The organism is endosymbiont GvMRE of Glomus versiforme, assembly GCF_003546845.1.
In genome coordinates this window covers 194159-216889 of the sequence record NZ_NWVA01000001.1, presented here as the reverse complement: position 1 = coordinate 216889, position 22731 = coordinate 194159, and the positions used below count along the sequence as shown (strand labels likewise).

The following is a 22731-nucleotide window of genomic DNA, read 5'->3' as shown; positions in this document are numbered from 1 at the left end:
TCATATATATTATATTTTACACACACAAAAAATTTTTTCATACTAATTTAGTTCTCTCTCTCTCTCTCTCTCTTTGTATTTGTTTTTCAGGATTAATTGTTGAACTTAAACTTTTAGATAATGAAGTAGATTGATTTGATTGGTGGCAATTTTTAACATGGTCTTCTCAACCATCGTCAGTTGCTTAGTATTCACCTGATTTGTCTATCCATTGTCAATTACGACGAATACTTTCTCCACAATCACACAAAGTATATACTCCAGCATTAGCCATAAACGAAGCACTAGGAATATGACTTAGATTTTCCATGGGGTTAATAGGGGTTGAATTACATCAATGACTTTTGAAAGTGCTATAACCTTCTCTATTTTTTTTATCAAGTATTCTATAAGGACATTCTTCAAAAGTAAGTAGTTCTTCTATTTTCTTTTTAGCATTAACTTGGCAACTTTTAAGATTATTTAATTGATTTTCTAAATATTCTTGACAATCACACTCTCATTTTTTTTTTGACATGATAATTATAGTTTTAATTCTGACATATCAAAACTATTTTTATAATAAAGTTAATTCATTCCTTCCACAAATGCTTTGACACTAATATCTTCATCTAAATCAGGTCAAGTAATACCATAACCATCAGGCAAAATTTCATATTTATTTAATTGTTTAATATTGGCTTTTCTTAATCTTTTAAATCAAGCTGTGGGAATGCTGATTGTTCTTCCATCTGATAAAGTAGCTGTGATTTGGTGTTCTTGGCATTGTAAATCAGTAATGAGTGGATAGTCTTCTTTTTCCCGTAAGTAAATTGGTGTTCTTTTAGTGTTAGTTTTCTTCTCTCTTCTTAAATTCAAATCATTCATATAAAAATTTTTCTTGGTTTCTTTCAATTATTTCTAATGCTCTTTTTTGGTCGTTAGCAGGAAGTTTTCTAATTTTAACTATTTCTAATGAATATAATCAAATTTTCATGCTACCTCTTTGTCCATAAGCATGGATATGAGGAGGCTCATTGTTTTCATTAGAAAAAAATGGAGGGAAATTTTCGTTTAAACAAAATACTTCACATGTGTCAAATATTTCACTGTATTGAGTATGGAAAACCCTTGTTTAAAGAAAGAATGGAAGCTTTCGAGCATGGAGCAATTATTTATAAAGTGCGTATGAATTTTATACAATTATGGTCTCTTTCTGATTCTGAATTAAATACTAGCACTAGTATTAACAAAAAAACTCAAGATTTTGTTCGTTCGGTGTATAATTACTTTCGTGACAATTATGAAAATGATAATAAAGCTTTACGAAAATTTTCTCATCAAGACCCTGCTTGGAAATTAGGACTTGAGCAAGAAGAAGGATTAATGCCTTTAAATGATGAACTAATTAGTTACTACAAAAAATTCTTCTACGATACTTTAGATGAAATAAAAGAACACGAGGTTTAGATTATGGCTAGGGCGATAATAAATCATTTTAACACCATTGCTCATTTTAAAGGTAATTATACCGATGATAACAGAAAGCCAGCAAAAGGAAGAAGACATCTGTCAATAGAAAAAAAAGGTGATTACTTATTCTTTATGAAGTTTACCAGTCGGAGAGAAGAACTTAGCCAAGTAAAGTTAATAAAAATAGAGCCAGAAATTGTTGAGTGTTTGGATATGGTTTCTTATCCCGTATTTAACCGAAAAGTCAAAATTTCCTTGACTGACTTGAAAACTAATAACTACCGACATTTTTATGCTTGTTCTCTACACCTTGATGGTTGTCTAAAACCCAAAATTTTTGCCAAGATTTATCGAAAATTTAAAGAGATATGAGAGGACAAGTCAACACCAGAATCAGATAAAAAGATAATTCTGTTAAAGGCTAGTGAATTGAAGCCTACTAAAGGAATTCCTTTGATGAGTAGAATACATAAAATAGTTATTAGGAGATGTAGGCATTGTGCTAAACTACGAAACTTTTTCTTGTTTGTGATTTTCTTCCTTGCCTTGTTGATAATTCTTTGAGTTTTAATAAAATTAAGATGTTAGAATAACCTCTCCAACAAAGGTCAAAACTTCTTACAAAGATACTTCTGTCTTTCCAAGCTTAAAGGTTCAGGAGTTAAGATGGGAAAGTTAAAGTTTTTAGTTTAAAAATATCTTTCGTTCTCCTCTGCTTTGCGATAATCTCTGAATTTATACCTGCTAGGTTTAGGGGCAAAGAATTTTTTAACAATTCACCAAACAATAGCACTAATCAGCAAACCTACAAACACCCCTACTAACGAACTCACATGTGGTTCAGCACCCTTGGCTCCAAAAACAAAAAATAATGTAGTGATAAGTGAAATAGATAATCAAATAATAAATATATGAAAACAACTATTACTCCACAAAAATATCAAAAAATAAAAGAAAAAGCCTTAATTATTGATGTCAGAAGCCCATTAGAACACCAAACTCTCCCTAAATTGCCTAACAATATTAATATTTATTACGAAGACTTAATGACTAATCCCACTAAATATATTAAAATTAATTATTGTTTACTGTAATTTTGGTAATCGTTCTGGAAAAGTTGCTAATTTCCTCCGAGAAAAAGGTTATTTTCAAACTTTTGTTTTAGAAAGAGGGATAGAAAATTATTTGGCTAAAGACAGTAAGTAAAAGAATGCCGCTTTGAAAAATAACATTTTATTCCTCTACGGCTGCTATTTTTACTTGTTTTAATTTGGTTTGAGCAGCCTTAGGAATTTTAAGTTTCAAAATACCACTGCGATAACTACCCTCCACTTTGTCTTTATCAACAGGAGTATTAAAATGATATTCTCGACTAAAAGAACCATGAGTAAGTTCAGAGTAATGACAATGAGCATCTTTTTGTTCTACTGCTTCTTTCCGGTCTCCGTGAATGTGAAGATACTTTTCTCCGGCATCAACTTTAATATTCTCTCTGTTTACTCCTGGCAACTCTACTTGTAAGTAATAATTGTTCTCATCCTCCGTCAAATGGCTTGGCATAGGAAATGCTTCTCAACTACCTTCTTGCCACATTGGAGAAAAAAAGTTACCTAACAATCTTCTTTCTAATTTGTCTAAATCCCTAAATGAATCTCTTTTCATAATTCCTCTGTTCATAATATTATATTTTACAAATTTTTTATTATGTTTCAATTTTTTGACAACTAGGACAATAAAACTCTATCATAGCCTCCGCTGAATAACAAAGTTTTTCTGCTGAAACATAAGTTCTTCCGATATAAGGAATTCAGTCTTTTAAATCTCAACCTTTTTCAGTATTTGCTATTATTAATACCTTTTTACAGTCTCCGCCAGCACATCTTAACTGAGCTTCGTTTTCTTTTATTTTATGCTCTCAATCTTTACGTTGTTCTTTTGATAAATGCTTAAATCTCAATATGCTTGTGTTATCTTCATATTTTCTTATCTTTGCAAAATTTCTACCTTCTATTTTCATAATATATATTTTTAGTAACTTTATTTTTTTTTATTTTTCTTTATCTCTCATAAAGAGGAGAGAAATCATTGCTGTTAACCCTAGAATAATAAATCCTACTGGTAAAATAATTTGTCAAGAAGAGTCATCTTTTTTTGAATTGTTTGATTGAGAGCTTTCAAGATTTTTTGCTGAATAAGCCGGGAGGTCTAATAATTTTACATTAACTCTTTCATCCAACTTACGAGTAATTTTTTCTTGGCTTAAAATATCTACTTTTATTTCAATAGTTAATCCTAACCACTTTGGCTTCTATTAAATGCCCACCAAAGGCTTTTTCCATTTCCCGGTCAACAAAAGTTCCGTGTAAATGTATCATTGGTTTACTAGTATCATCATGGTCTCAACCGATACAACCAATACCATTTAATAACTCTAATGGTCCTTCATTTTTCTTTACAGGTTCATAACCGGTATCAAAACCAACTGAAAAAGCATATTTTACATCTTTAAGTCCTCCCCCGATTGAGGAAACTCAACCAAAACCAATTTGAGTGTCCCGAGCAAACTTTTCTAAACTAGCCATGAATGGGTCGCCTGGCTCAATACGAATAATATAACAATTCCCTAACTTTTTTATCTGCATAATTTTTTTAATATATCATTAATTTTAATATTTAATTTTCTTCATTACTATTTCTATATTAAGGATTTCCATCTTGTTAATTAACTCACTGTATTAAACAATGAAACAAACTCTCTACTAATATTAAAAAATCAAAAAGCGAAAAAAAATCCAAAGCACTATAAAAATAAATATATATGAATTGAGATATGAAAAAAATTGATATGGAAACAAACCAAAGAAATATTAACAAAAAAAATAAAGGAGGAGTAAAATAACAATTATATGACTTTACAAGAATTTGCTAACGAGTTTAGAAAACAAATAAATGATAATAACGATGAGCATTTAAAAAGTTTAGTTAATAATACTAATTTACCAAACTCCACTTTTTATAATAGTACTGGTAATTACGCTGCCGCTCCTTATCCAAATTGAGGAGGAGGAGGAGCAAGAAGCGATATAATTGATGATTGATGAAATGTAGCAACAAATGCAGCTGGTGCTGGACCTAACCTACGAGGTAATGCTGCTAACCATGATGCTGCTAATACTGCAATGCCAGATATTCCAGGTTGAGGACATAATCATGATGATTGAAGAACACCGCCCAATGGTTATACTGATGCCCAACTTGGTTATATTTTTGCTCATTTTACTATTAAAGGATATCAAGCACAAAATGTAGATTTAAATGGTAATGTTTTACGAGTTCAAACTACTCAACAACCTATTCCTAATCTTGGTGCTCTTAATGGTGCAACAGCAGTTGCTATTGCCGCAGGAGGTGGAGTAGCAAATATAAACAGTTCAGTAAATATTAATGATAATGACCAATATGACAAATGGCATAATGCTTTTTTAGGCATATTGAATGACTTTGCTACTGCTAATAATCAATTTCGAGAAACACCGACCCCAGAAGTGACTAAAAAATGACTAGATAAAGGTAATCAATTTAGAAAAGCATCCACAGGAGCAGCGGGTGCTGCTGGTATTAATGCGATTGGCGGAGCTGCGGTAGCAGGAGTTCCTGGTGCTGCGGGAGGAGGAAACGAGAACCTTCAACCAGGTGCAGGTAACCAGTCAATGACAGGATGATTAGTTAAATCAGTTTATATGTACAATGTTGGATGAGATCCAGAAGATATTACTCTTAATGGAAACACTACTTTACGGATCGACACAGATAAAAACCCAGCACACATTGGAGGAGGTGCAGCACATATAAATACTTCTCATGGTATTGCCAGTGCAAACAGATTTCAGACATGAGATATTTCTTTTAGATGAGTAGGAGGAGCCCGAGCGGCAGCTATTCCGGCTTATAATAATGCTCTTAATTCTCAAAGTAGAAAAATAACCGACCCTTGAATTAATAAACTTAAAGAAATAAGGAGTAAAGTAAATGGAGCAGGGAGTGCCAATACCGCAATTAATCCTGCTAATGGTAATCCTGCTGTTCCTGCTGCAGCCGAAGATTGAAGTGAAGGCGGAACATATAATGCCGGACAAGCAGCAAATGTTCTAGGTTGATTTTTTAAGAATCTTTGGAATGATGATGATATTGAAGTCTCTGGAAATGATGTTATAATTCCAGCAAGTAAAAATCCAATGGGAACTCAAATAACTGGTTCAAAGAACATTGTTGATACTAAAAATAATAAAGTTAAATTAATGATTGAACTTGCTAAAACATATAATGATCAAGATAAAGTTTGAGGATCAAAGTTGACGACAACTTCAGCTAATCGAATTTTTGATAATAATGTCTTGTTAGGTGTTGCCAATCTTCCTCTTGTTGATGACCCAGATACCGCTATTGACAACATAAAGGAAGCTCAAGAGTTATTGAGAAAAAGTTGAGAAGTAGACAGTTTAAGTTCCTTTAGTTTAGACTTGTATACTTATCTTACTACGGAAAAGAATGCCAATAGTGCTGCTTATCAAGCAGTAAACGGTATGGGTAATACAGTGGATCGGGCAATTGTAATTTTAGATAGATTAGATAATAAGAAAAAAAAAGATCTTGATGAAAAAGATCTTGATGAAAAAGATCTTGATAATCAAAAATATCGAGATGAAGCTGAAAGAAGACAAACAGCAAAGAATAAAGAAGAAGCAAGAAAAGAATTAAAAATTATCCAAGACGGAATTAAACTTAGTGAACTTGATTCGATAGAAAAAGTTGATAAAGCCCTTGAAAGGATAAAAGATTTTCCAAAAAACTACTCTAATGAATTCGGTGGACAGGCTAAGACTGTATGAGAAAATGATGTTTCAATCCAAAACTTAATCAAGGACTTGGAAAATAAAAGAAAAGAATTAACTAGTGGAAAGGAACCAGGAAAGGAACCAGGAAAGGAACCAGGAAAGGAACCAGGAAAGGAACCAGGAAAGGAACCAGGAAAGGAACCAGGAAAGGAACCAGGAAAGGAACCAGAAGAAAAAATTGAAACTGTTCGTGAGAAATTTGTTAAAGAAATTGGAGAAGAAGCAAAGACTAACAAAGCAGATGATAACAAAGTATTGGCCATTATTACTAAAAAAATTGCTAAAGAAAAAGAATATGAAAACCTTGGATTAGATAAAGTTAAATCTTTGCAAGATGCTATGAGTAAGTTCACTGATGTTGAAAAAGCAACTGCTTTCAAAAGCAGAGTTATTAGAGGCATTTCAGAAAAAGAATGAAAAGGTTTAATAGGATTTTTCAATCCAAAAAATCCTTGATTGTGAGTAAGCATTTTTGCAGCCATAGTTGTTATCGGTGTCGCAGTTTGATACTTCTTCATGAAAAAACCAAGCGGTAAGCAAGAAGGAGAAGAGGAAGAGTAAAGTTTCTCTTTCTCTAATCAAATAAATGGAGAGTAATTTATTTGTTACTCTTCTCAGTTTGACTCTTACTTTTTTAAAAATTTAACGAAAAAATGTGAAATCTTTATCGCTTGCGTAAAGGCTGAGGATTTTCTAAAGTTCTCAACCAAGGAAAAAAAACAGTTAACTCGGAATTTGTGATTTTTTATCTTCCTAACCAGTTAAATAACTGTCGCTTTGGCATTAGTATTCCCCGGAAAATAGTGAAGAAAGCAACGCAAAGAAATTACTATAAACGACAAATTAAAAATATCCTTACTTGCTTCTTAAAAGAGCAAAAGGATGATTGTCAAGTTTATCGATCTAATCATTATGATCTAGTAATTATCATTCGTTCGGGACTTTCGGAAAAATTTACTGCTCGACAAAAATCACTGGTCGAATTACTGGCTTCCATTTCTCAAAAAGAATCAAATTCAGTTAATTTGACTAAAAACAAAATAAATACTTATGCCTAGACCAAAAAAAAAACTTGCTTCTTTTTATCGCATATTTGTTAAGATTGTTGCTATTTTTTTTGTTGTTCTTCTCATCCATTCTTTTCCTTTTTTTTCTTTTTTTAAGAAATCGGCTCAAGTGGTTCATTACCAAGAATATATTAGAGGTGAAAAAAATATTGGTAATGACCAAGGGACAATTGAACAAGGAGCCCAAACTTTAGCAGAAATCAATGAAATTGAAAAAGCCATTTTAGACGAGGTTAAAATTAAGTTAGAAAAAAAAGGTGAAAGTTTAAATAAAAATCCAGAATTAGAACAAGCCAAGGACAAACTAGACCAAGCCCAAAATGAACACGAAGAAAAAAAGAAAATTCGTGAAAAGGCAGAAGAAAAATATAAAAAACTTCCCGCAAAGAGTACTAACTCATTTTCATTAGAAGAGCAAAAAATAAATAATGATTATGGAAGTGCTAGAGCCTATGAAGATAAGGCTGATGAATATCGCCAAGAAGAATTAAAAAATGTTCAAGAAAAGACTATCACAAATATTAAAAAAGAATTAGAAAGAGCCAAACTTGCCATTACTGACTTAAATATTGAGTTTACTAACGAGAAGAATTGAAGAAAACGCTCTTTACACAAATCAATACTACTTGACCCAGTAAGATTTTTTTTAATCCAACCTTTACAATGGATTTCTCAAAATTGTGGCATAATATCCTTAGGAATTTTTTGGGATTTACTTTTAAAAGTTTTGGTAATGCGTTTGCTTTTAAACTGAATTAGTTATCCTCCAAGATTAGCCGATTTAGACCTGGCTAAACCTCGAGAAAAAACTGAACCAATTGACTTAGCCTCCTTAGAAGAAGAAAGAGAAATAGCAAAACGACAACTAGAAGCCATGAAGCAAACTTTTTTTAACATTGCCATGAGTTTTCTTTTAATCACTACTTTTTCTCTTCATCCTTTTGCTTTTGACCGAAGCAATCCATTTTTTAGCGGCAGGAAAGCAGACTTTTTTTGAATGCTATTTTATTTAGTTATCTTCTTCTTTTCACAATTTATTGCTACTCTTACTTATCAAAAAGTGTCAATGTGGAATTATTTACGGAAAAGTTGACTTCTTATCGCCTTCGGCTTCGGTATGTCTTGTCTCTTTTACGCACAAGTTGGCAGATTCGGTGACTATTTATTTGCCTTACTAAGCGAAGTCATTAACATCCTCATTAGTTTAGTGAAAATTGCTTATCGCCGAAGAAAACCAGTAAAAAGAGAAAAAATTAAATGAGAAAGAAAAAAAGCATGAAACTATCACAATTACAAACGTTAGCCAAAAAAGTGCAATTAGAAATAAAAAGTGAAGAAGCGGAGCATTTATTAGCCAGTTTTTTAGAATTGGAAGAATTATTAGCAAACTTTCACAAATTAAAAATAAAAGACAAATTGCCATATTACAAAACAAACTTAACTTTGGAAAATCTTCGTCAGTTGGCTAAAAGCAATTATTCAACTCATATCATTAAGCAAGAAACTATTCGCCACAACGCAGTAGTTTCTGCCGAGAACTTCCTGATTATTCACAGAAAGAATAAAAATCTTAATAATGTTAAAACGCTTATTTCTTAATTGAGAAGAATCAATATCACTCCTTCAACTACGTGGCATTACCATTGAGCAATTATTAATAATTAAAAACAAATGAGAGAGAAAAAATCAGTTAATTCAAGCCATTAATCAACTAAATAAAGAAAAAAACCAACTAACTAAAAAAGGAAGAGAAACCGCCCAATTAGTTATTAACTTGAATGCGAAAATAGACATCAAAGAACAAGAACTAGAAAAAATAAAAAAAGAATTACAAGAATTAACAGAAAAAATTCCTAATATCCCCACTCCCGTTGATAAGACAAGTGATAAAGAAAAAGCAGATAAAAAAACAGAGTATTTTCATGACATTAAAAATAATTTAACTCACGAAAAAATATTAAAGAAATTAAAAATAATTAATGAAGAAAAAAGCATCAAACTTTCCGGAAGTAAATTTGTAGTTTATCAAGGATTAGGCAGCCAGTTATTACACACACTCATTAATTTTCTATTAACTGAAAATTCTCGAAAAGGTTATCAGTTATTCGATACTCCTTATTTAGTCAATGCTCATAATCTCTACAATACGGGGCAGTTTCACAAATTTCAAGACAGTCTTTATAAAATAGAAGATAGCAATTTTTACTTGCTTCCCACAGCCGAAGTTAGTTTAGTTAATCTTTACCAAGACCAAATATTAAGGGAGGAAGATTTGCCTTTAAATTTATGTGCTTATAGTCCTTGCTTTCGGGCAGAGAGAATGGCTTCGGGAGAAAAAAATAAAGGGTTGGTTCGTCTTCATCAATTCCACAAAGTAGAATTGGTAAAAATAGTTAAACCAGAAGATTCTTATCAAGAATTAGAAAAATTAGTAAGTGATGTTCGAAATCTGCTTCATTTGCTAAAAATTACTCACCGAGTGATTGAAATTAGCGTGAAAGAATTAGGATTTAGTGCTGCTAAACAATATGACATTGAAGTTTGATTACCAGTCAGTAAAGAATGGTTAGAAATTTCTTCTTGTAGTAACTGTGAAGATTTTCAAACTGAACGAGCCAAAATTAGAGTAAAAAAAGCAAATGGACAAAAGTATTATCCTCATTCTTTAAATGGTTCAGCATTGGCTATTGATAGGTTGATTGCCACTATTATGGAGTATTATTATGATAGTGGTGAAAACAGTTTACAATTGCCTGAATGTTTAAGAAAGTTTGTATATAATGAGCAGTAATTGCGATGATTAGAAGATGAAAAGATAAGTTTTTAGAAATTTCTGCTTTGGTTGCTGGCCTTGATTTAGAGAATAAAAAATTTAATAATGTTAAAATTGGCAAGACACCAGTTAACACTTTAAGGCATTGTGATAGTTTTAATTTCTTGTCTGAGGTAGAAAAAGAAAAGTAGAACTTATTTGTTTGGAAAAATTAACATATGCTATGTAGTAAATGTCACAAAAAAATTTCACAGGGTGAAGAAATACAAATTGAAGGTTCAATAATTTGCCAAAAGTGCACTTTGGATAATTCAGCAAAAAAAGAGATTGTTGGTAGGTGTAATGAATGTTTGGAACTAATTCATAAAGATGAAATAATTCACGAAGTTTATGAAAATTGAGGTACCGAAAATTCTGAAAAATTACTGAGAAAGTAATCAGAATAAGAACGGAAAGGTTAACGAAAAAACCATAACTGAATTATTAGGAGTAAATTGAGAGAATGAACTCAAAAATAAAAAAAAAATGGAAGATATTTTAATAGAGAAAGATAAACTAATTAAAAAAATCGATGACGAACTTAAATTAGCAAAATAAATAATAATGCCAAAAACCCTAGAAAAACTAACCCAACTCCTTAAAAAAGACCAAAGACTAATAGCAGACGGCAATCTTGCCAAAAATAAAATTATTGAATTAGCACTCAATTTAGACAAAGACCTTTTAAAAATCTTGCTCTCCTCCCCAGAAATTAAGCAAGTTTTTTTCCAAGAAGTAGAAGGAATACTAGTTTTTGATAAAATAAAGTTTCAAAGTTTTATTTCTAATAAACAATTTCTCCCTGATAGTTTTACCAAATATAAAAACAAAATAGGATTAATTGCTAATGGTAATTATCTTACTGATAGCCAAGAAGTAGTTTTAGCCTGACCCTATAAAGATTGTATTTTAGAAGGAGGACAGGCCAAAGAGGATGCTAAAAGACACGAGATTTTTTGAAATGAAACATTAGCACCGAACGAAATTGACCGTCTGCTTACTCCCAAAGTTTTCACTAATTTTCAAAAATATGACAAAGGAGAAAAAGTATCTATGGATAGCATTTCGCCAAATGACAATTTAATTATCAAAGGCAATAATCTCCTCTCACTTTATAGTCTAAAAGAAAAATATCAGGGCAAAATTAAGTTAATTTATATTGACCCTCCTTATAATCCGGATAGTAAATCAAATACTTTTGTTTATAATAATGGTTTTAATGAATCTACTTGGTTAACTTTTATGAAAAATAGGTTGGAAGTAGCCAAAAAATTACTAACTCCTGATGGTTGCTTAATTGCGGCAATTGACAAGAACGAACAAGCCGAATTAACTGTTTTATTGAAAGAATTATTTCGTAATTATGAAATTCATGTTATAACTATCGTTCATAACCCAGAAGGACAAATGGGAACTAATTTTTTTTATACCCATGAATACGCTATCTTTGTTATCCCCAAAGGCAAAAAAGTTATAAATAAGAAAAAAGTAGATATTATTAAATGACAAGACTTAATGGATACAACGGGCAATAACTATCTACGAGAAAACGCAAAAAATTGTTTTTATCCTATTATTGTTGAGAACGAAAAAATAATTGATTTTGGAGAAGTTGAAAGTGATAATTATCACCCAGAAAAACAGACTATCGAAAAAAATGGTCGCTTCTATATTTATCCAATTGATAAAAAAAATGTAGAAAGAAAATGACGCTATGCTCGCCAAAGTGTAGAAAAAATAAAAAATTCTCTACGGGCAAAGTTGGTTCATAGTAAAGAGAGAGAGAGAGAGAGAGAGAGAGAGAGAGAGAGCAACCAGTTATCGAATTGAACTCGGCAAAGAATTTCAAACTTTAAGAACAGTTTGGACTGATAGCAGATATGACGCCAGCCATTACGGAACCAATTTGCTTAAAAAATTAGTGCCAAATAATCCATTCAGTTTTCCCAAATCGCTCTGAAATGTCTATGATTGTCTTTATGCGGTAGTGGGAAATGATAAAAATGCTATCGTTTTAGATTTTTTTGGTGGCAGTGGCACCACGGCTCATGCGGTATTAGAACTTAATAAACAAGACCAAGGCAATAGAAAATTTATTATCTGCGAACAAATGGACTATATTGAAACAGTAACCAAAGAAAGAATTAGAAAAGTTTGTGAACTTGATAATAAAGGTTCTTTTATTTATTGTGAATTAGCTGAATTTAATCAACAATTTATTAACCAAATCCAAGAAGCAAAAAACACGAATGAACTCTGAAAAATATGAGAACAAATGAAAAAAATTGCCTTTTTGAGTTATAAAATAGAGCCAAAAGACATTGACAATTCCAAAAAAGAATTTGAAGAATTATCATTTACTAACCAACAAAAATTTTTGATTTCCCTTTTGGATAAAAATCTTTTGCATGTTCCTTATTGTGATATGGAGGATAAGAGTTATGAAGTATCCGAGAAGGTTAAAAAGTTAAATTGGGAATTTTATGGTAAAATTTAGTAGGTATCTATTCCTCTTTTTCTATTTCTTTATATTGATGATAAAACTCGGAGTTTTTGTTGATATAATGGTCTCCAAAGCGTCCAATCTCGCCCGACCATTGCGATATGATTTTTACTAAATCACTTGATGTGGGGCGGAATTCAGGATTATCCCCTCAACATTTTTTAATTAAATCTTTAAAAAGTTGCGGCGTTTTCATATCTTCTAGATTAGGACGATGCTTTTTTTCGATTATTTTTTTTAAACGTTTTTTGCTGTAAGATACTGCATCTTGGTAAGGTTCCAAACCAGAAAATAACTTGTAAGCAATCATTCCCAAAGAGTAAATATCTGACGCCGGACTATACAGTATTTCTTGGTTAAGAAATTTTTTGAGTGAAAATTTTAAGATTTCCGGAGCCATGTATCTTCATGCACCATCATAAACTTTCTTGTTGCCTTTTTCTTTAATCAATTGACTTAAACCAAAATCAGTAATATATCCGTAGGGTTTCCCTTCGTATTCTTCAATTAATATATTTCCTGGATGAAGGTCTTTGTGAATCATTTCTTCTCGGTCGCTAATCGAATTCAGCCCGCTTATGATACTAGTAAATATGAATAATCTTTCTTTAAAATTTAAATGCTTATTTTTCTCTAAATAAGTTCACATATCTTCTCCTCTATAATCCATTACTATTATGTAATTGTTAGTTTTTGGTTCCCGTGATATGCCATAGCATTCTACGATGCGGCGAGTGTGGTAAAAAGACATATGGAAAGTAATTTCACGTAAAATTTTTGGAATTACACTAGGAGATTTTTTAAAAACTTTTAAAATAATTCCAGTATTTTTTTTACATCTGTCCCAGTCATTTCTTTCAATATTTCAATTTTCAATATATCCATATCCATCAACAAAGTCCGCTTTGCGAGCAACACTAAAACTGCCTTCTCCGATTTCTTTAATGTTAGTAAACTTTTCATAGGGCATAAATTCTAAGGCTTGGTGAGGAATGGTTGCTTCAAGTTGACTTTTTTGAAGAAATTTATCAATTTCTTGGCTTCCGCTAGTTCATTTACTAAACTTTTTTTGAAAGTGTTTGGAATTACAAGGCTGACATCAACCTCTTTTTTGGGAAAAATATCTTCCTGTATTAGGACGATTACACTCTTGACACGAACCACAAATTAAACGTCTTTGTTCTAAACTTATGCTTGTTGTATCTGGTATTAACTTAAACATATTATTGTTTTTATTGTTTCTAACAAAGACATATACCTTTCTCTCCTAAAATTATTTATATATTACCCTGTGCGAAATTATTTTCCGCTTTTATAATTTAGTTTTACATTCAAAATATCACGACAATGAAGAAAAAATTCGGTTAAGTCTTTTTTTTGTAAATCAGTCATTGCTTCACTGACAACTGTTTTTACTTCTTCATCAGTTCGAGGTCGTTTCCTTCTAATAAAACCTTTGATAAAATTGATACAAAACTCGGCTGGATTTATCATGGGAGCATGAGAAGGCAAATATTCAAGCATTATTCCTTTTTTAATGGCTAATTCCTTAATCGGAAGACGACCCTCTTTTATACAGGATTTAACAGCATGATGGATTTTGGCATTATCCAAAAGAATATAGCAGTTATTAGGAAAATTAACTCCTGCTAAAAAGTCATGTAAATCTACAGCCTTTGTTCCCTTTTTTTCAGTTTCTTTCTTCTTTTTTTTCTTTTTGATAATATTCTTAATCGGCTTATAAGTAACCTTGATTTCTCCTTGCTCTGCTAGATTTTGGGCGCAAAGAATAACAGTGTAATGACAACCTTTTTCTCCTGGCTGAATAATTTTAGCTCGGCAACCTTTTCGAAAACAAACGCGTTGAGAAGCCTCATTTAAATGAAAGCCAAACTCGTCCAAAGCAAAACAATGTGAATAAGAATAAAGTCAATATTTGTCTCTAATAAATTGTTTGGCTTTTTCTATATCTAATTCAGAATATTGTTTACTTGCTTTTTTGTAAACTTGTCCTTCTCTAGTTAAAGTTCGAGAAATAGTTGACCTATGTAGTTTTAGACCTCTATCATGATATTCTTTGGCAATTTCTTGTTGAGTTTTAGCACTTTTTTCTTCATTAGAACTATCAACAAATTTTTTCAAAAGTGATAAATTATATCCAGCTATTTTTCGTTTGCGACCTCTTTTTTTTAATTTTCGATTAGGCATTTTTGCCCTTTTCTCTAAATTTCTAATGGTTCGTTCGTTTACATAAAAAACTTCGGTGGCTAATATCTTTTGAGTAATACCTAATTTTCGTAGTCTAGTTACTAGTTGAGGAGTAGGTTTTATTTGCTCCTCGTCAAGGTTACTTTTTATTTCCTCAACATTTTCTTTCAATTCTTTTTGTAACTGAATCGAGGCTTCTAGTTCTTCTGCTTTTTGATATTCCTCAGCGGTTTTAAAAATTTCTTGGTCAAATGATTGGTAAAACTTCTGTTCTTGGTTATCTTCTCAAATTTCTAATTTGCCAGGCAGACTAGGGAAATAATTTACTTTTTCTCGGTGATAAAAGCAATCTTCTTCACCAGTTTGAAGGTCAAGAAAATCATACTGCCAAAACTGTTTGTTTTCAACTCTTGTTTCTTGGATGATTTTGGCAAGATATTCCATAGATTAGTTTATATAAGTTATTTTACACAGTAAAATAGAAAAAATGTTATTTATTTTCTCAAAGACTATTTAAAATTCTTTCCTCTTTTCCTTTCAGTAACTTAATGCTTTGCTTTTGATAGTTAATTATTAACAAGACTTTTTCTCTTTCTTGAATAATTGCTCTTTGTTTTCCTAAACTAGGAATTGGCATCTTAATTTCTTTTAAAGAGTTAGCACTAAAAACTGGTTGAGCGGTGCCTTTAGTTAATTGTTTGACTTGCCTTTTTCATTCTTGGGTTTGCGAAAATCATAAAAAATATTTAGGCGATAATATTTTTTCGTCGAACTTAATTTTTACTAAATTAGAAGACAAGACTGCTTTTTCTCCTTCAAAGATACCTGCTCTAGCGGGAAATGCTTGTCGAGATACTACTATATCTCCTTTTGATAAAAACTTATCTACCTTAAATTCTTTTGACAAATCAACATATTTTTTATCCTTTTCTGAAATATTTCCATACTCATCTATGTCTGTAATCCTAACCAGCCTATGCTTTCCTTTTTCCTCGGCTTTGCCATCATAATTTCCATATTCAAAGGTAGCAATGTCTCCCAACTTTTTAGTCTCGACTTCTTTCTCAAAGCAGAGAGAGAGAGAGAGAGAGAGAGGAATTTAGGTCATTGATGGTTTTTTGGGCATTTTGGATATTTTCTTTAATTTTGCTTAATTCGCAAATGACTTTTTGCTGTTTTTCTAAAGAAAGAACAGGAATTTTTATTTTACAAAAATCAGCAAAACTTATGCCCGGTCGAGCAGTGCCACGAAAAAAAGCATTTGCTTACTCACGAAATTTTGCTGATTGACAAACACAAAAAAGATATTCAGGAATAATTCTTTTCTCGTTTTTTACCTTAAACACTGGATAGTAATGAGGTATACAAACATTTGTTTCACGATGATTATAACCAATATAACCTTCATTAACTCCTGGAGCTCGATAGGCAAAATGTTTTGGAGGAACTATTTTGTAGTTAGAAGTATCCTTTGAATGTATTGGCTCTTTATACTTTTCTTCATGAGGAATAAATCCTCTGTCTTTAGTTAAACTTCATATGGGTAGGTTTTTCTCATTAGGAATTTTCACCTTTTCTATTAATTCACCTAAAGAAACCATTTCATGTTTGCTTTCCTCAAATTCAAATACTTTATAGGAAGACGGGACACTAGCATAGTTATTATTTCTAATTTTTTCTATGTCAAGCTTTTGAAAACCCATTTTTAACTTTTCTTCCTCGCTTCTATCCTTGTATTTTAAAAAGATGTCTAAATCACTTTCGCCCTCTTTAGGTTCTCTCTTATTTTCAGTAAAACCATCATTTTTAACTTTAAAGTATCAAACATGTCTCTGTTCCCTATCCTCTAATGTTGTCAAATAAAGAACAGCGGCGTTAGAATTAGCATAAGGCTTAAAGGCAAAAGGTGGCAAAGCAATAATGTATTCTACATACCAGTTTTCGTAAATATAACTCCTTAATTTGGTATAATTTCTATCATGAAGAACTCCTTCCAAAGTTATTAAAGCAATTCGTCGTTTGCCGTAATCTTCTCTTGCCGCATCCAAGCAGTGTTCTATACATAAACTATTGCCATTAGCTCTGCCAAGATAATATAAATCTTTGTATTCATCAAAAGGTCCATCGAGGGAAAATGGCATATTAGTTATTACCACATCATATTTATCCTTGGCAGGAACAGGATTAGCTAAACTATCTCGCTTAACAATATTATTATGACCATCACCAACTAAAATCATATTCATTTTAGCAACTCGAGCAATCGAAGTAAATTCATTTCCATAGATAATGCTATTTTTTAGTTTCTTCCACTTTTCTCTATCTTTAGTAGGGATGCTTTCAGCAATATAGTTAAAAACTTTGATAAGTATTCCGCCAGTGTCACAGAAAGGGTCGTAAATTTTTTCATTGATAGTAGGGTCTACTAGCCTAACCAAAAAATCAACGATATGGCGAGGAGTGAAATATTGCCCCAAGTCTTTTTTTTGATTTTTAGTGTATTCTTTGAGAAAATATTCAAAGGCTTCTCCTTTTACATCAATTTTCATCCCAGTTAAGTGTAAAGGAGTTAATTTATCAACAATTCTTTTTAGAACAGTGGGATTTTGAATCTTTAAAGGCTGAAAAATTTCTTTGGTATACTTTTTTTGAAAACAACAAAACTTTTTTTCTTCATGGTTGCCACAATTTAAAGCCCGATTGACATCTCGCAACAAGTCTTCGGCATTTTTTTGGTCTTGCCAAGTTTTTCAGCGTAAATTTAATGGAATTACTTTTGATTGTTTTCTCTTATATTTTGCTTCCTTTTCTTCTTGCTCACTCAAAATTTTTAAAAATAAGATGCTACAAAATTCGCTAAATCTTTCATCTCCTTCTGTTAGCCCAGCACTTCGAAGTTGCTTATTAACGAAACTAAAAATTTGGATTAGTTGCTTGCGACTTTCTATGGTAATAATTTCTTGTGGGTTATACTCGTTAGTTTTTTGAAATTTTAAAGCAGTTTCTTTGTCCAAGATAAAATCTACTTCCTGACCATTAAATATTAAAGGCTTATTTTCGGCTAAATGTCAAGTTTTGATTATTTTTTTACTAGGTTTGCCAATAATCGCATAAGCAATTGAAGCATTTCTTAATTTAGCATCCCTTTTAGCTTGTTCCAAGGCTCGATCAAGGTCTTCACCAGCTTTTTTTACTTCAATAACAACGAGAGGCTCAATTCATCCGCAAGGAATTAAAAGATAATCAGCGAAAGTTTTAGTTGAATATGACTCGGTAAAAACTTCTTTTTTCTTATTATCAGTTAATTCTCAACCTTTTTTCTTTAGTTCCTTATCTATTTCTAAACGAATATCTTCTTCAGTTAACTTTAGCATTATTTTTAAATTTCTTTAATTAATTTTTGAATATTTAAAATTTGATGTAAAAAAAGACATATAGGAAGAGACAAAGCATTATGGTAAAAAAAACAACACAGTGTTCTGAATGTGGCAGAAATATTCCTACTAGCTTAAAAGAGGAAGTTGAAAAATTAAGAGAAAAAAACAAAAAATTAGAAGTAAAAATAAATAAAATGTTGCAAAAAGCGAAAGAGGATAAACTAATGAGTAATGAAGAAGTAGAACAAATAAGTGAAAAAATTAAATCTATTTTAAATGGCAGTCATAAGACTCCTTATGAAAAAAAACTGGCTTTGTTTTATCTTTGAAAAGATTTAGAAGTAGGAGAAATGGAACCCAATGAGAAAAAAAGAATTGATACTTTATTATTGGGCAAGGTTTATAATGAACTAGCCAAACAAAATCTTCGTGAATATAAAAAATTAGCCACTACTGAACTTAACAAACCTGAATAATTTAAGAAATGTTAGAATCAATTAATTTTTTTCTTGTTAAAAGCGGAAAATAATTTTGCACAAGGTAATATATTATGAAAGTTTATTAAAACTTCTATATATTTTTAAGAATTGAAAAGGATATGAAACTAATTTACATTAAATCTACCATTACTCCCAAAGATTATAGTGTAGTAAGGGAAATATTAAAAAAAGAAAGAGGGGAAAAGTTGGCTCCTTTTATTTACAAATTAAGCAAGTTAGAAAGTTTGGAACAATATTTAAATAAAGAAAATATTAATTATGAAGTTTATCGTGAGGAACAAAGTCTCCTTTCCCCTAACAAGGACAATAGAAAAATCGTCGCTAAAAAAAAGCAAAAAAAACAAGAATTAAAAGCTGCCTATCAAGATTTTGCCAAAAATAAGAAAGTTAATAAAGAGTTAGCAGTTTGAGACGAAGCAGTAGGAGACGGAGTAAAAAATGAGTAAACTATTAGCCAACACCTATAAAATATGTCCGCAAAGTTTCCCCCGCCAAGGAGAAATCTATAAAGTTTACTTTTCCAAAAAGGGTAAAGAAATAGGCAAAATCCGCCCAGCATTAGTAATCAGCAACAATGCCCAAAATGAGTATGACAACCAAATAATTGTGGCTCCTTTAACTTCCGAACCCGAGGAAATGATAAAAGAACGGCCATTCACTGTTTTAATCACCAAAAACAAATCAAATAGTTTGGAAAAAGACAGCAAAATTTTACTGAATAGAGTTCAAACTATTGATATAAAACTTCGCTTGCGAAATTATGTTGGCTATGCTAGTCTTGAAATAATAAAACAAGCCCAAGAAGCCCTAAAAATAGTTTTTGATTGAGAATAAAAAATACTATGAACGAAAATAATAAATCTTTACAACAAAAATTAATTGAATATTTTGGAACTCAAAGAATAGAAAATACTCCGCTTCCTCCAATAATAACCAAAAATCTTAATACCAAATTTAAACTTCGTGATTATCAAAAAAATGCTTTTCGTTATTTCATTAACTATTGAGAAAATGAAAAATTTTTAAATAGTTCCGACAAACACCAACTTTTATTTCTTATGGCGACTGGTAGCGGAAAAACCTTAATGATGGCTGGACTAATTTTATGCTTATACGAAAAAGGCTATCGTAATTTTCTCTTTTTTGTTAACAGCACTAATATTATTGATAAAACCAGAGACAATTTTTTAAATGACACTTCAATTAAATATCTTTTTAATAAATCTCTATTCTTGGATGATAAAAAAATTACTCTTCAAGAAGTAGACAATTTTCAAACTACTGATAATGACAATATTAATATCTGTTTTGAAACTATTCAAGGGCTTCATGCTCGATTAAATACTCCCCGAGAAAACAGTTTAACTTATGAAGATTTTCAAGACCAGAAAATTGTTCTTATTTCTGATGAAGCCCATCATATTAATGTTGAAACTAAATCTGGCTCACAACTCTCAAAAGAGGAAAGAGAAGAAATGAGTTCCTGAGAAAATACCGTCAACAAAATATTTGCGGCTAATTCGCAAAATGTCCTTTTAGAATTTACTGCCACCATAGATAAAAACAATCCTAATATTTGAAATAAATATGCTCCTAGACTTATTTTTGATTATCCTTTAACACATTTTCGTATTGATGGCTATTCCAAAGAAGTAAAAGTATTACAAACGGATGCGGAACCCTTTGACCGGGCTTTACAAGCAGTATTATTAAGCCAATATCGCCGCAAGATATTTGAAAAAAATGGAAAAGTAATAAAACCAGTAATTTTATTTAAATCTAAAACTATTAAGGAGAGTGAAGAATTTCAAAACGAATTTATAAGAGGCATAGCAGCTCTTACTAGTGATAAACTTAAAGAAATTGAAGCCAATACTAAGGACGAATTTCTAAAAATATTTTTATAATCAGAACTTTTTTCTACTAGCTCACTTATCTATAGCCAAATAGATATGAAAGAAACAAAAGTAAACCAAAATACAACTGAAAAGAGCAGTGTTGGTGGCTCCAAGTTAGACCAACAAATAATCACAGGAACCCTAACCTCCCGTATAGAAACCAGGGAAACCAAAACCGAACCTTTCTATTACGGCTTTTTCAAGTTTCCTAATCAAGAACAAGAAACCCCTGTCATTTGAAAAAAACAAGCAAAACCAGATATCAAGAAGGGAAGCCAAGTCCAACTAAAAGGCAACTGAGCCAAAAGCAACAACTCTCGACCCAGTTTCACCTGTCAAGTATATCAAATCCTCAAAGACCCACCAGAATTAACCATCCAATCTCTCCGTAAACAAATTCAACCCCTCCTCTCTTTTACCTTAGAGCAAAAACAAGAATGGCAACAAAAAACAGACTTCCTTTTTAGTAAAAATTAAAATATGTTAATTACTAATGATTGGTGAGAGAAAAAAAGAAAAGAAATAAAAAAAACCTTGGGAGAAAAGTTTCAACACACTTCTTTGATGCAGTCTACAGATATTGAAAAAATTGTCCTCAATAGCGGAGTAAGCCAAGCAATTACTAATCAACAATACCTTGAAAGCACTGAAAAATTAATCCAACAAATTGGTCAGGGGCAAAAACCAGTCCGCACACAAGCCAAAAAATCTATAGTCTCTTTTAAGTTGCGAGAAGGAATGGTAATTGGTTGTAAATTAACTTTGCGAAAAAAAAGAGCTTGGCAATTTCTTTTTAACTTAATTAATTTTAGTCTACCCCAAATTAAAAACTTCCGGGGCTTACCAAGCAAAAGTTTTGATCACCAAGGTAATTATAATTTGGGAATTAATGATCTGAATATTTTTCCCGAAACTAATTATGATTTAACTTTTAAAAATCAAGGTTGCCAAATTACCATTGTTTTTACTTCTAAGAGTGCTGAGGAAAACAAATATTTTTTAGAGTTGTTGCAGTTTCCTTTTCAAAAATCTAAAACGGTGCAGCGTTAATTAAATTTGCTTTTAAGTCGTTTATTAAATTCTGCTATGTTTTCTTTAATTTCTTTTTGAATTTTGTATTTTTTTGAACCAGTTTTGTTAGCAATAAATCCGGAAAAACTTCCAGAACTAATAAATTCACCTTCTATATTAAGAGAATTAACAATTACTTCGCATTTGTGAAACGAATAATCAGTAATCCCTCTATCGCTGCTTGAAAAAGTAAATAACCCTTTTGATTTTTCATCCTTTTTAAATAAATAATTAGCCATAAAAGCATCCAAAAATGCCTGATTGCCAAAGTCAATAAAAACAATTTTTTCCAAATTTTTTCTTTGCTCTGCTGCCGCCTTAATAATAATTCCAGCCAATTTTACTTGTCTTTCTTTTTTGGTTCCTTGACTTGGAGAAATAATGATATCAAGTAAATTACTACCAATTAGACAAAAAGCAATGCTTTTATAATTATTTTTCTCGGCTAAAAGAATAGAATTTTGAACTGACCTAATTATTCCTTCAATATTAGCCCGAAAGTTTTTGTCTTTTTTCTCTATTGAACCAGGACAAGCATGAATAATTGCTCTAATGCCTTGTTTTTCTAAATCACCCGAACCAGCTAGAATGGCAGAACCGCGGAGTAACATATTAATTTCAATTACCGTTTTTTTATATTCTGTTCCGGCTGAGGAAATGGGAAGTTCTGTTCCTTGATATTCAGCCTCTTTTTGAGTTGGCTTAATCAGTTGATAATTATTTTGTTTTTGATTATTATTGCTTGGCTGATAATCATCCTTTTTTTGATTTTTCGTGTTGTTTAAAGGTTTTTTAGTCCCATTTTTGCTTGGTAATTTATCCTTAAAATGACGAAAAAGAAAATAAATTGAAATGATGGACAACAAAAAAATTATTAGAACCAGAAAAATTTTTCAAGCATTATTCTTTTTTCTTTCCTTTGACGAGGAAAAGTTATCTAATGTCATA

31 protein-coding genes are annotated in these 22731 nt (G+C 31.2%); 19 read left to right on the top strand and 12 right to left on the bottom strand.

Annotated features, from left to right (window positions below; all coding sequences use genetic code 4):
* Nucleotides 1-184: 184 nt before the first annotated feature.
* The 3 genes from GvMRE_RS01210 to GvMRE_RS14290 are packed head-to-tail and all read right to left on the bottom strand — an operon-like array spanning nt 185 to nt 1057.
* On the bottom strand, nt 185-517 hold the full coding sequence (locus GvMRE_RS01210) for a hypothetical protein (protein WP_147409475.1): 333 nt from the start codon (nt 515-517) through the stop codon (nt 185-187).
* Between the two features lie 50 nt (nt 518-567).
* Nucleotides 568-867, bottom strand: coding sequence for a DUF2442 domain-containing protein (locus GvMRE_RS01205; protein ID WP_147409474.1), 300 nt, complete (start codon nt 865-867; stop codon nt 568-570).
* Nucleotides 830-1057 (bottom strand): DUF4160 domain-containing protein, encoded by a 228-nt coding sequence (locus GvMRE_RS14290; RefSeq protein WP_281267947.1) that lies wholly within the window; start codon nt 1055-1057, stop codon nt 830-832. The genes GvMRE_RS01205 and GvMRE_RS14290 overlap by 38 nt, the downstream gene beginning before the upstream one ends.
* Here GvMRE_RS14290 and GvMRE_RS01195 point away from each other — a divergent pair.
* The 4 genes from GvMRE_RS01195 to GvMRE_RS14460 all read left to right on the top strand — a co-directional run bounded on the left by GvMRE_RS01195 (nt 1036) and on the right by GvMRE_RS14460 (nt 2658).
* Complete coding sequence (locus tag GvMRE_RS01195; protein ID WP_147409472.1) at nt 1036-1449, top strand: type II toxin-antitoxin system antitoxin SocA domain-containing protein; 414 nt, start codon at nt 1036-1038, stop codon at nt 1447-1449. The two genes, GvMRE_RS14290 and GvMRE_RS01195, sit on opposite strands and share 22 nt — an antisense overlap.
* A 3-nt stretch (nt 1450-1452) precedes the next feature.
* Complete coding sequence (locus GvMRE_RS01190; RefSeq protein WP_147409471.1) at nt 1453-2040, top strand: hypothetical protein; 588 nt, start codon at nt 1453-1455, stop codon at nt 2038-2040.
* A gap of 323 nt (nt 2041-2363) precedes the next feature.
* Complete coding sequence (locus GvMRE_RS14080) at nt 2364-2546, top strand: hypothetical protein (protein WP_216361597.1); 183 nt, start codon at nt 2364-2366, stop codon at nt 2544-2546.
* On the top strand, nt 2506-2658 hold the full coding sequence (locus GvMRE_RS14460; protein WP_216361607.1) for a rhodanese-like domain-containing protein: 153 nt from the start codon (nt 2506-2508) through the stop codon (nt 2656-2658). Before GvMRE_RS14080 ends, GvMRE_RS14460 begins: the two co-directional genes overlap by 41 nt.
* Nucleotides 2659-2685: 27 nt before the next feature.
* Here GvMRE_RS14460 and GvMRE_RS01180 read toward each other — a convergent pair whose 3' ends face one another.
* Genes GvMRE_RS01180 through GvMRE_RS01165 form a run of 4 tightly spaced genes read right to left on the bottom strand, consistent with a single transcriptional unit; the run spans nt 2686 to nt 4094 of the window.
* Nucleotides 2686-3129, bottom strand: a complete 444-nt coding sequence (locus GvMRE_RS01180) for an Hsp20/alpha crystallin family protein (protein WP_147409470.1) — start codon at nt 3127-3129, stop codon at nt 2686-2688.
* A 25-nt stretch (nt 3130-3154) separates the two neighbouring features.
* Complete coding sequence (locus GvMRE_RS01175; RefSeq protein ID WP_147409469.1) at nt 3155-3469, bottom strand: hypothetical protein; 315 nt, start codon at nt 3467-3469, stop codon at nt 3155-3157.
* A 30-nt stretch (nt 3470-3499) separates the two neighbouring features.
* On the bottom strand, nt 3500-3688 hold the full coding sequence (locus tag GvMRE_RS01170; protein ID WP_147409468.1) for a hypothetical protein: 189 nt from the start codon (nt 3686-3688) through the stop codon (nt 3500-3502).
* A 1-nt stretch (nt 3689) separates the two neighbouring features.
* Nucleotides 3690-4094 (bottom strand): PPC domain-containing DNA-binding protein, encoded by a 405-nt coding sequence (locus GvMRE_RS01165; RefSeq protein ID WP_147409467.1) that lies wholly within the window; start codon nt 4092-4094, stop codon nt 3690-3692.
* A 264-nt stretch (nt 4095-4358) separates the two neighbouring features.
* On the opposite strand from GvMRE_RS01165, the gene GvMRE_RS01160 reads away from it, so the two are divergent.
* The 9 genes from GvMRE_RS01160 to GvMRE_RS01120 all read left to right on the top strand — a co-directional run bounded on the left by GvMRE_RS01160 (nt 4359) and on the right by GvMRE_RS01120 (nt 12723).
* The gene (locus GvMRE_RS01160; protein WP_147409466.1) at nt 4359-6908 is read left to right on the top strand and encodes a hypothetical protein; all 2550 of its coding nucleotides are present in this window, start codon (nt 4359-4361) and stop codon (nt 6906-6908) included.
* Nucleotides 6909-7000: 92 nt separating this feature from the next.
* Nucleotides 7001-7405, top strand: coding sequence for a ribonuclease P protein component (gene rnpA / locus GvMRE_RS01155; RefSeq protein WP_147409465.1), 405 nt, complete (start codon nt 7001-7003; stop codon nt 7403-7405).
* Complete coding sequence (locus GvMRE_RS01150; protein ID WP_147409464.1) at nt 7398-8717, top strand: MFS transporter; 1320 nt, start codon at nt 7398-7400, stop codon at nt 8715-8717. Before rnpA ends, GvMRE_RS01150 begins: the two co-directional genes overlap by 8 nt.
* A complete protein-coding gene (locus GvMRE_RS01145) occupies nt 8690-9013 on the top strand; it encodes a hypothetical protein (RefSeq protein ID WP_147409463.1) in 324 nt (107 codons plus the stop codon). Before GvMRE_RS01150 ends, GvMRE_RS01145 begins: the two co-directional genes overlap by 28 nt.
* Nucleotides 8991-10205, top strand: a complete 1215-nt coding sequence (serS, locus tag GvMRE_RS01140; protein WP_147409462.1) for a serine--tRNA ligase — start codon at nt 8991-8993, stop codon at nt 10203-10205. Before GvMRE_RS01145 ends, serS begins: the two co-directional genes overlap by 23 nt.
* 5 nt (nt 10206-10210) lie before the next feature.
* Entirely contained in the window at nt 10211-10378 is a 168-nt protein-coding gene (locus GvMRE_RS13335; protein ID WP_172575198.1) for a hypothetical protein, read from the top strand.
* A gap of 199 nt (nt 10379-10577) precedes the next feature.
* A complete protein-coding gene (locus tag GvMRE_RS01130; protein ID WP_147409460.1) occupies nt 10578-10784 on the top strand; it encodes a hypothetical protein in 207 nt (68 codons plus the stop codon).
* Nucleotides 10785-10790: 6 nt separating this feature from the next.
* Nucleotides 10791-12101 (top strand): site-specific DNA-methyltransferase, encoded by a 1311-nt coding sequence (locus GvMRE_RS01125; protein WP_147409459.1) that lies wholly within the window; start codon nt 10791-10793, stop codon nt 12099-12101.
* On the top strand, nt 11995-12723 hold the full coding sequence (locus tag GvMRE_RS01120; protein ID WP_342766877.1) for a DNA methyltransferase: 729 nt from the start codon (nt 11995-11997) through the stop codon (nt 12721-12723). The genes GvMRE_RS01125 and GvMRE_RS01120 overlap by 107 nt, the downstream gene beginning before the upstream one ends.
* Before the next feature lie 7 nt (nt 12724-12730).
* Here the strand turns inward: GvMRE_RS01120 and GvMRE_RS01115 are convergent, their stop codons facing one another.
* The 4 genes from GvMRE_RS01115 to GvMRE_RS01095 all read right to left on the bottom strand — a co-directional run bounded on the left by GvMRE_RS01115 (nt 12731) and on the right by GvMRE_RS01095 (nt 18311).
* Nucleotides 12731-13951, bottom strand: coding sequence for a protein kinase domain-containing protein (locus GvMRE_RS01115; RefSeq protein WP_147409457.1), 1221 nt, complete (start codon nt 13949-13951; stop codon nt 12731-12733).
* 77 nt (nt 13952-14028) lie between these two features.
* Nucleotides 14029-15381, bottom strand: a complete 1353-nt coding sequence (locus GvMRE_RS01110) for a transposase (RefSeq protein ID WP_147409456.1) — start codon at nt 15379-15381, stop codon at nt 14029-14031.
* A gap of 46 nt (nt 15382-15427) precedes the next feature.
* Nucleotides 15428-16036: a restriction endonuclease subunit S gene (locus GvMRE_RS01105; protein ID WP_147409455.1), complete on the bottom strand. Its 609-nt coding sequence runs from the start codon at nt 16034-16036 to the stop codon at nt 15428-15430.
* 166 nt (nt 16037-16202) lie between these two features.
* Complete coding sequence (locus GvMRE_RS01095) at nt 16203-18311, bottom strand: class I SAM-dependent DNA methyltransferase (RefSeq protein WP_147409454.1); 2109 nt, start codon at nt 18309-18311, stop codon at nt 16203-16205.
* A gap of 80 nt (nt 18312-18391) precedes the next feature.
* On the opposite strand from GvMRE_RS01095, the gene GvMRE_RS01090 reads away from it, so the two are divergent.
* The 6 genes from GvMRE_RS01090 to rplE all read left to right on the top strand — a co-directional run bounded on the left by GvMRE_RS01090 (nt 18392) and on the right by rplE (nt 21762).
* Entirely contained in the window at nt 18392-18790 is a 399-nt protein-coding gene (locus tag GvMRE_RS01090; protein WP_147409453.1) for a hypothetical protein, read from the top strand.
* 122 nt (nt 18791-18912) lie between these two features.
* Entirely contained in the window at nt 18913-19260 is a 348-nt protein-coding gene (locus GvMRE_RS01085) for a hypothetical protein (RefSeq protein ID WP_147409452.1), read from the top strand.
* Nucleotides 19253-19648: a type II toxin-antitoxin system PemK/MazF family toxin gene (locus tag GvMRE_RS01080; protein ID WP_147409451.1), complete on the top strand. Its 396-nt coding sequence runs from the start codon at nt 19253-19255 to the stop codon at nt 19646-19648. The genes GvMRE_RS01085 and GvMRE_RS01080 overlap by 8 nt, the downstream gene beginning before the upstream one ends.
* 8 nt (nt 19649-19656) lie before the next feature.
* Complete coding sequence (locus GvMRE_RS01075) at nt 19657-20721, top strand: DEAD/DEAH box helicase family protein (protein ID WP_147409450.1); 1065 nt, start codon at nt 19657-19659, stop codon at nt 20719-20721.
* Nucleotides 20722-20766: 45 nt separating this feature from the next.
* Entirely contained in the window at nt 20767-21189 is a 423-nt protein-coding gene (locus GvMRE_RS01070; protein WP_147409449.1) for a hypothetical protein, read from the top strand.
* Nucleotides 21190-21192: 3 nt separating this feature from the next.
* Nucleotides 21193-21762, top strand: coding sequence for a 50S ribosomal protein L5 (gene rplE, locus GvMRE_RS01065; RefSeq protein WP_147409448.1), 570 nt, complete (start codon nt 21193-21195; stop codon nt 21760-21762).
* On the opposite strand, the gene GvMRE_RS01060 is transcribed toward rplE, so the two are convergent.
* Nucleotides 21759-22730: a macro domain-containing protein gene (locus GvMRE_RS01060; RefSeq protein WP_147409447.1), complete on the bottom strand. Its 972-nt coding sequence runs from the start codon at nt 22728-22730 to the stop codon at nt 21759-21761. The genes rplE and GvMRE_RS01060 overlap by 4 nt on opposite strands.
* Nucleotide 22731: the final 1 nt, after the last annotated feature.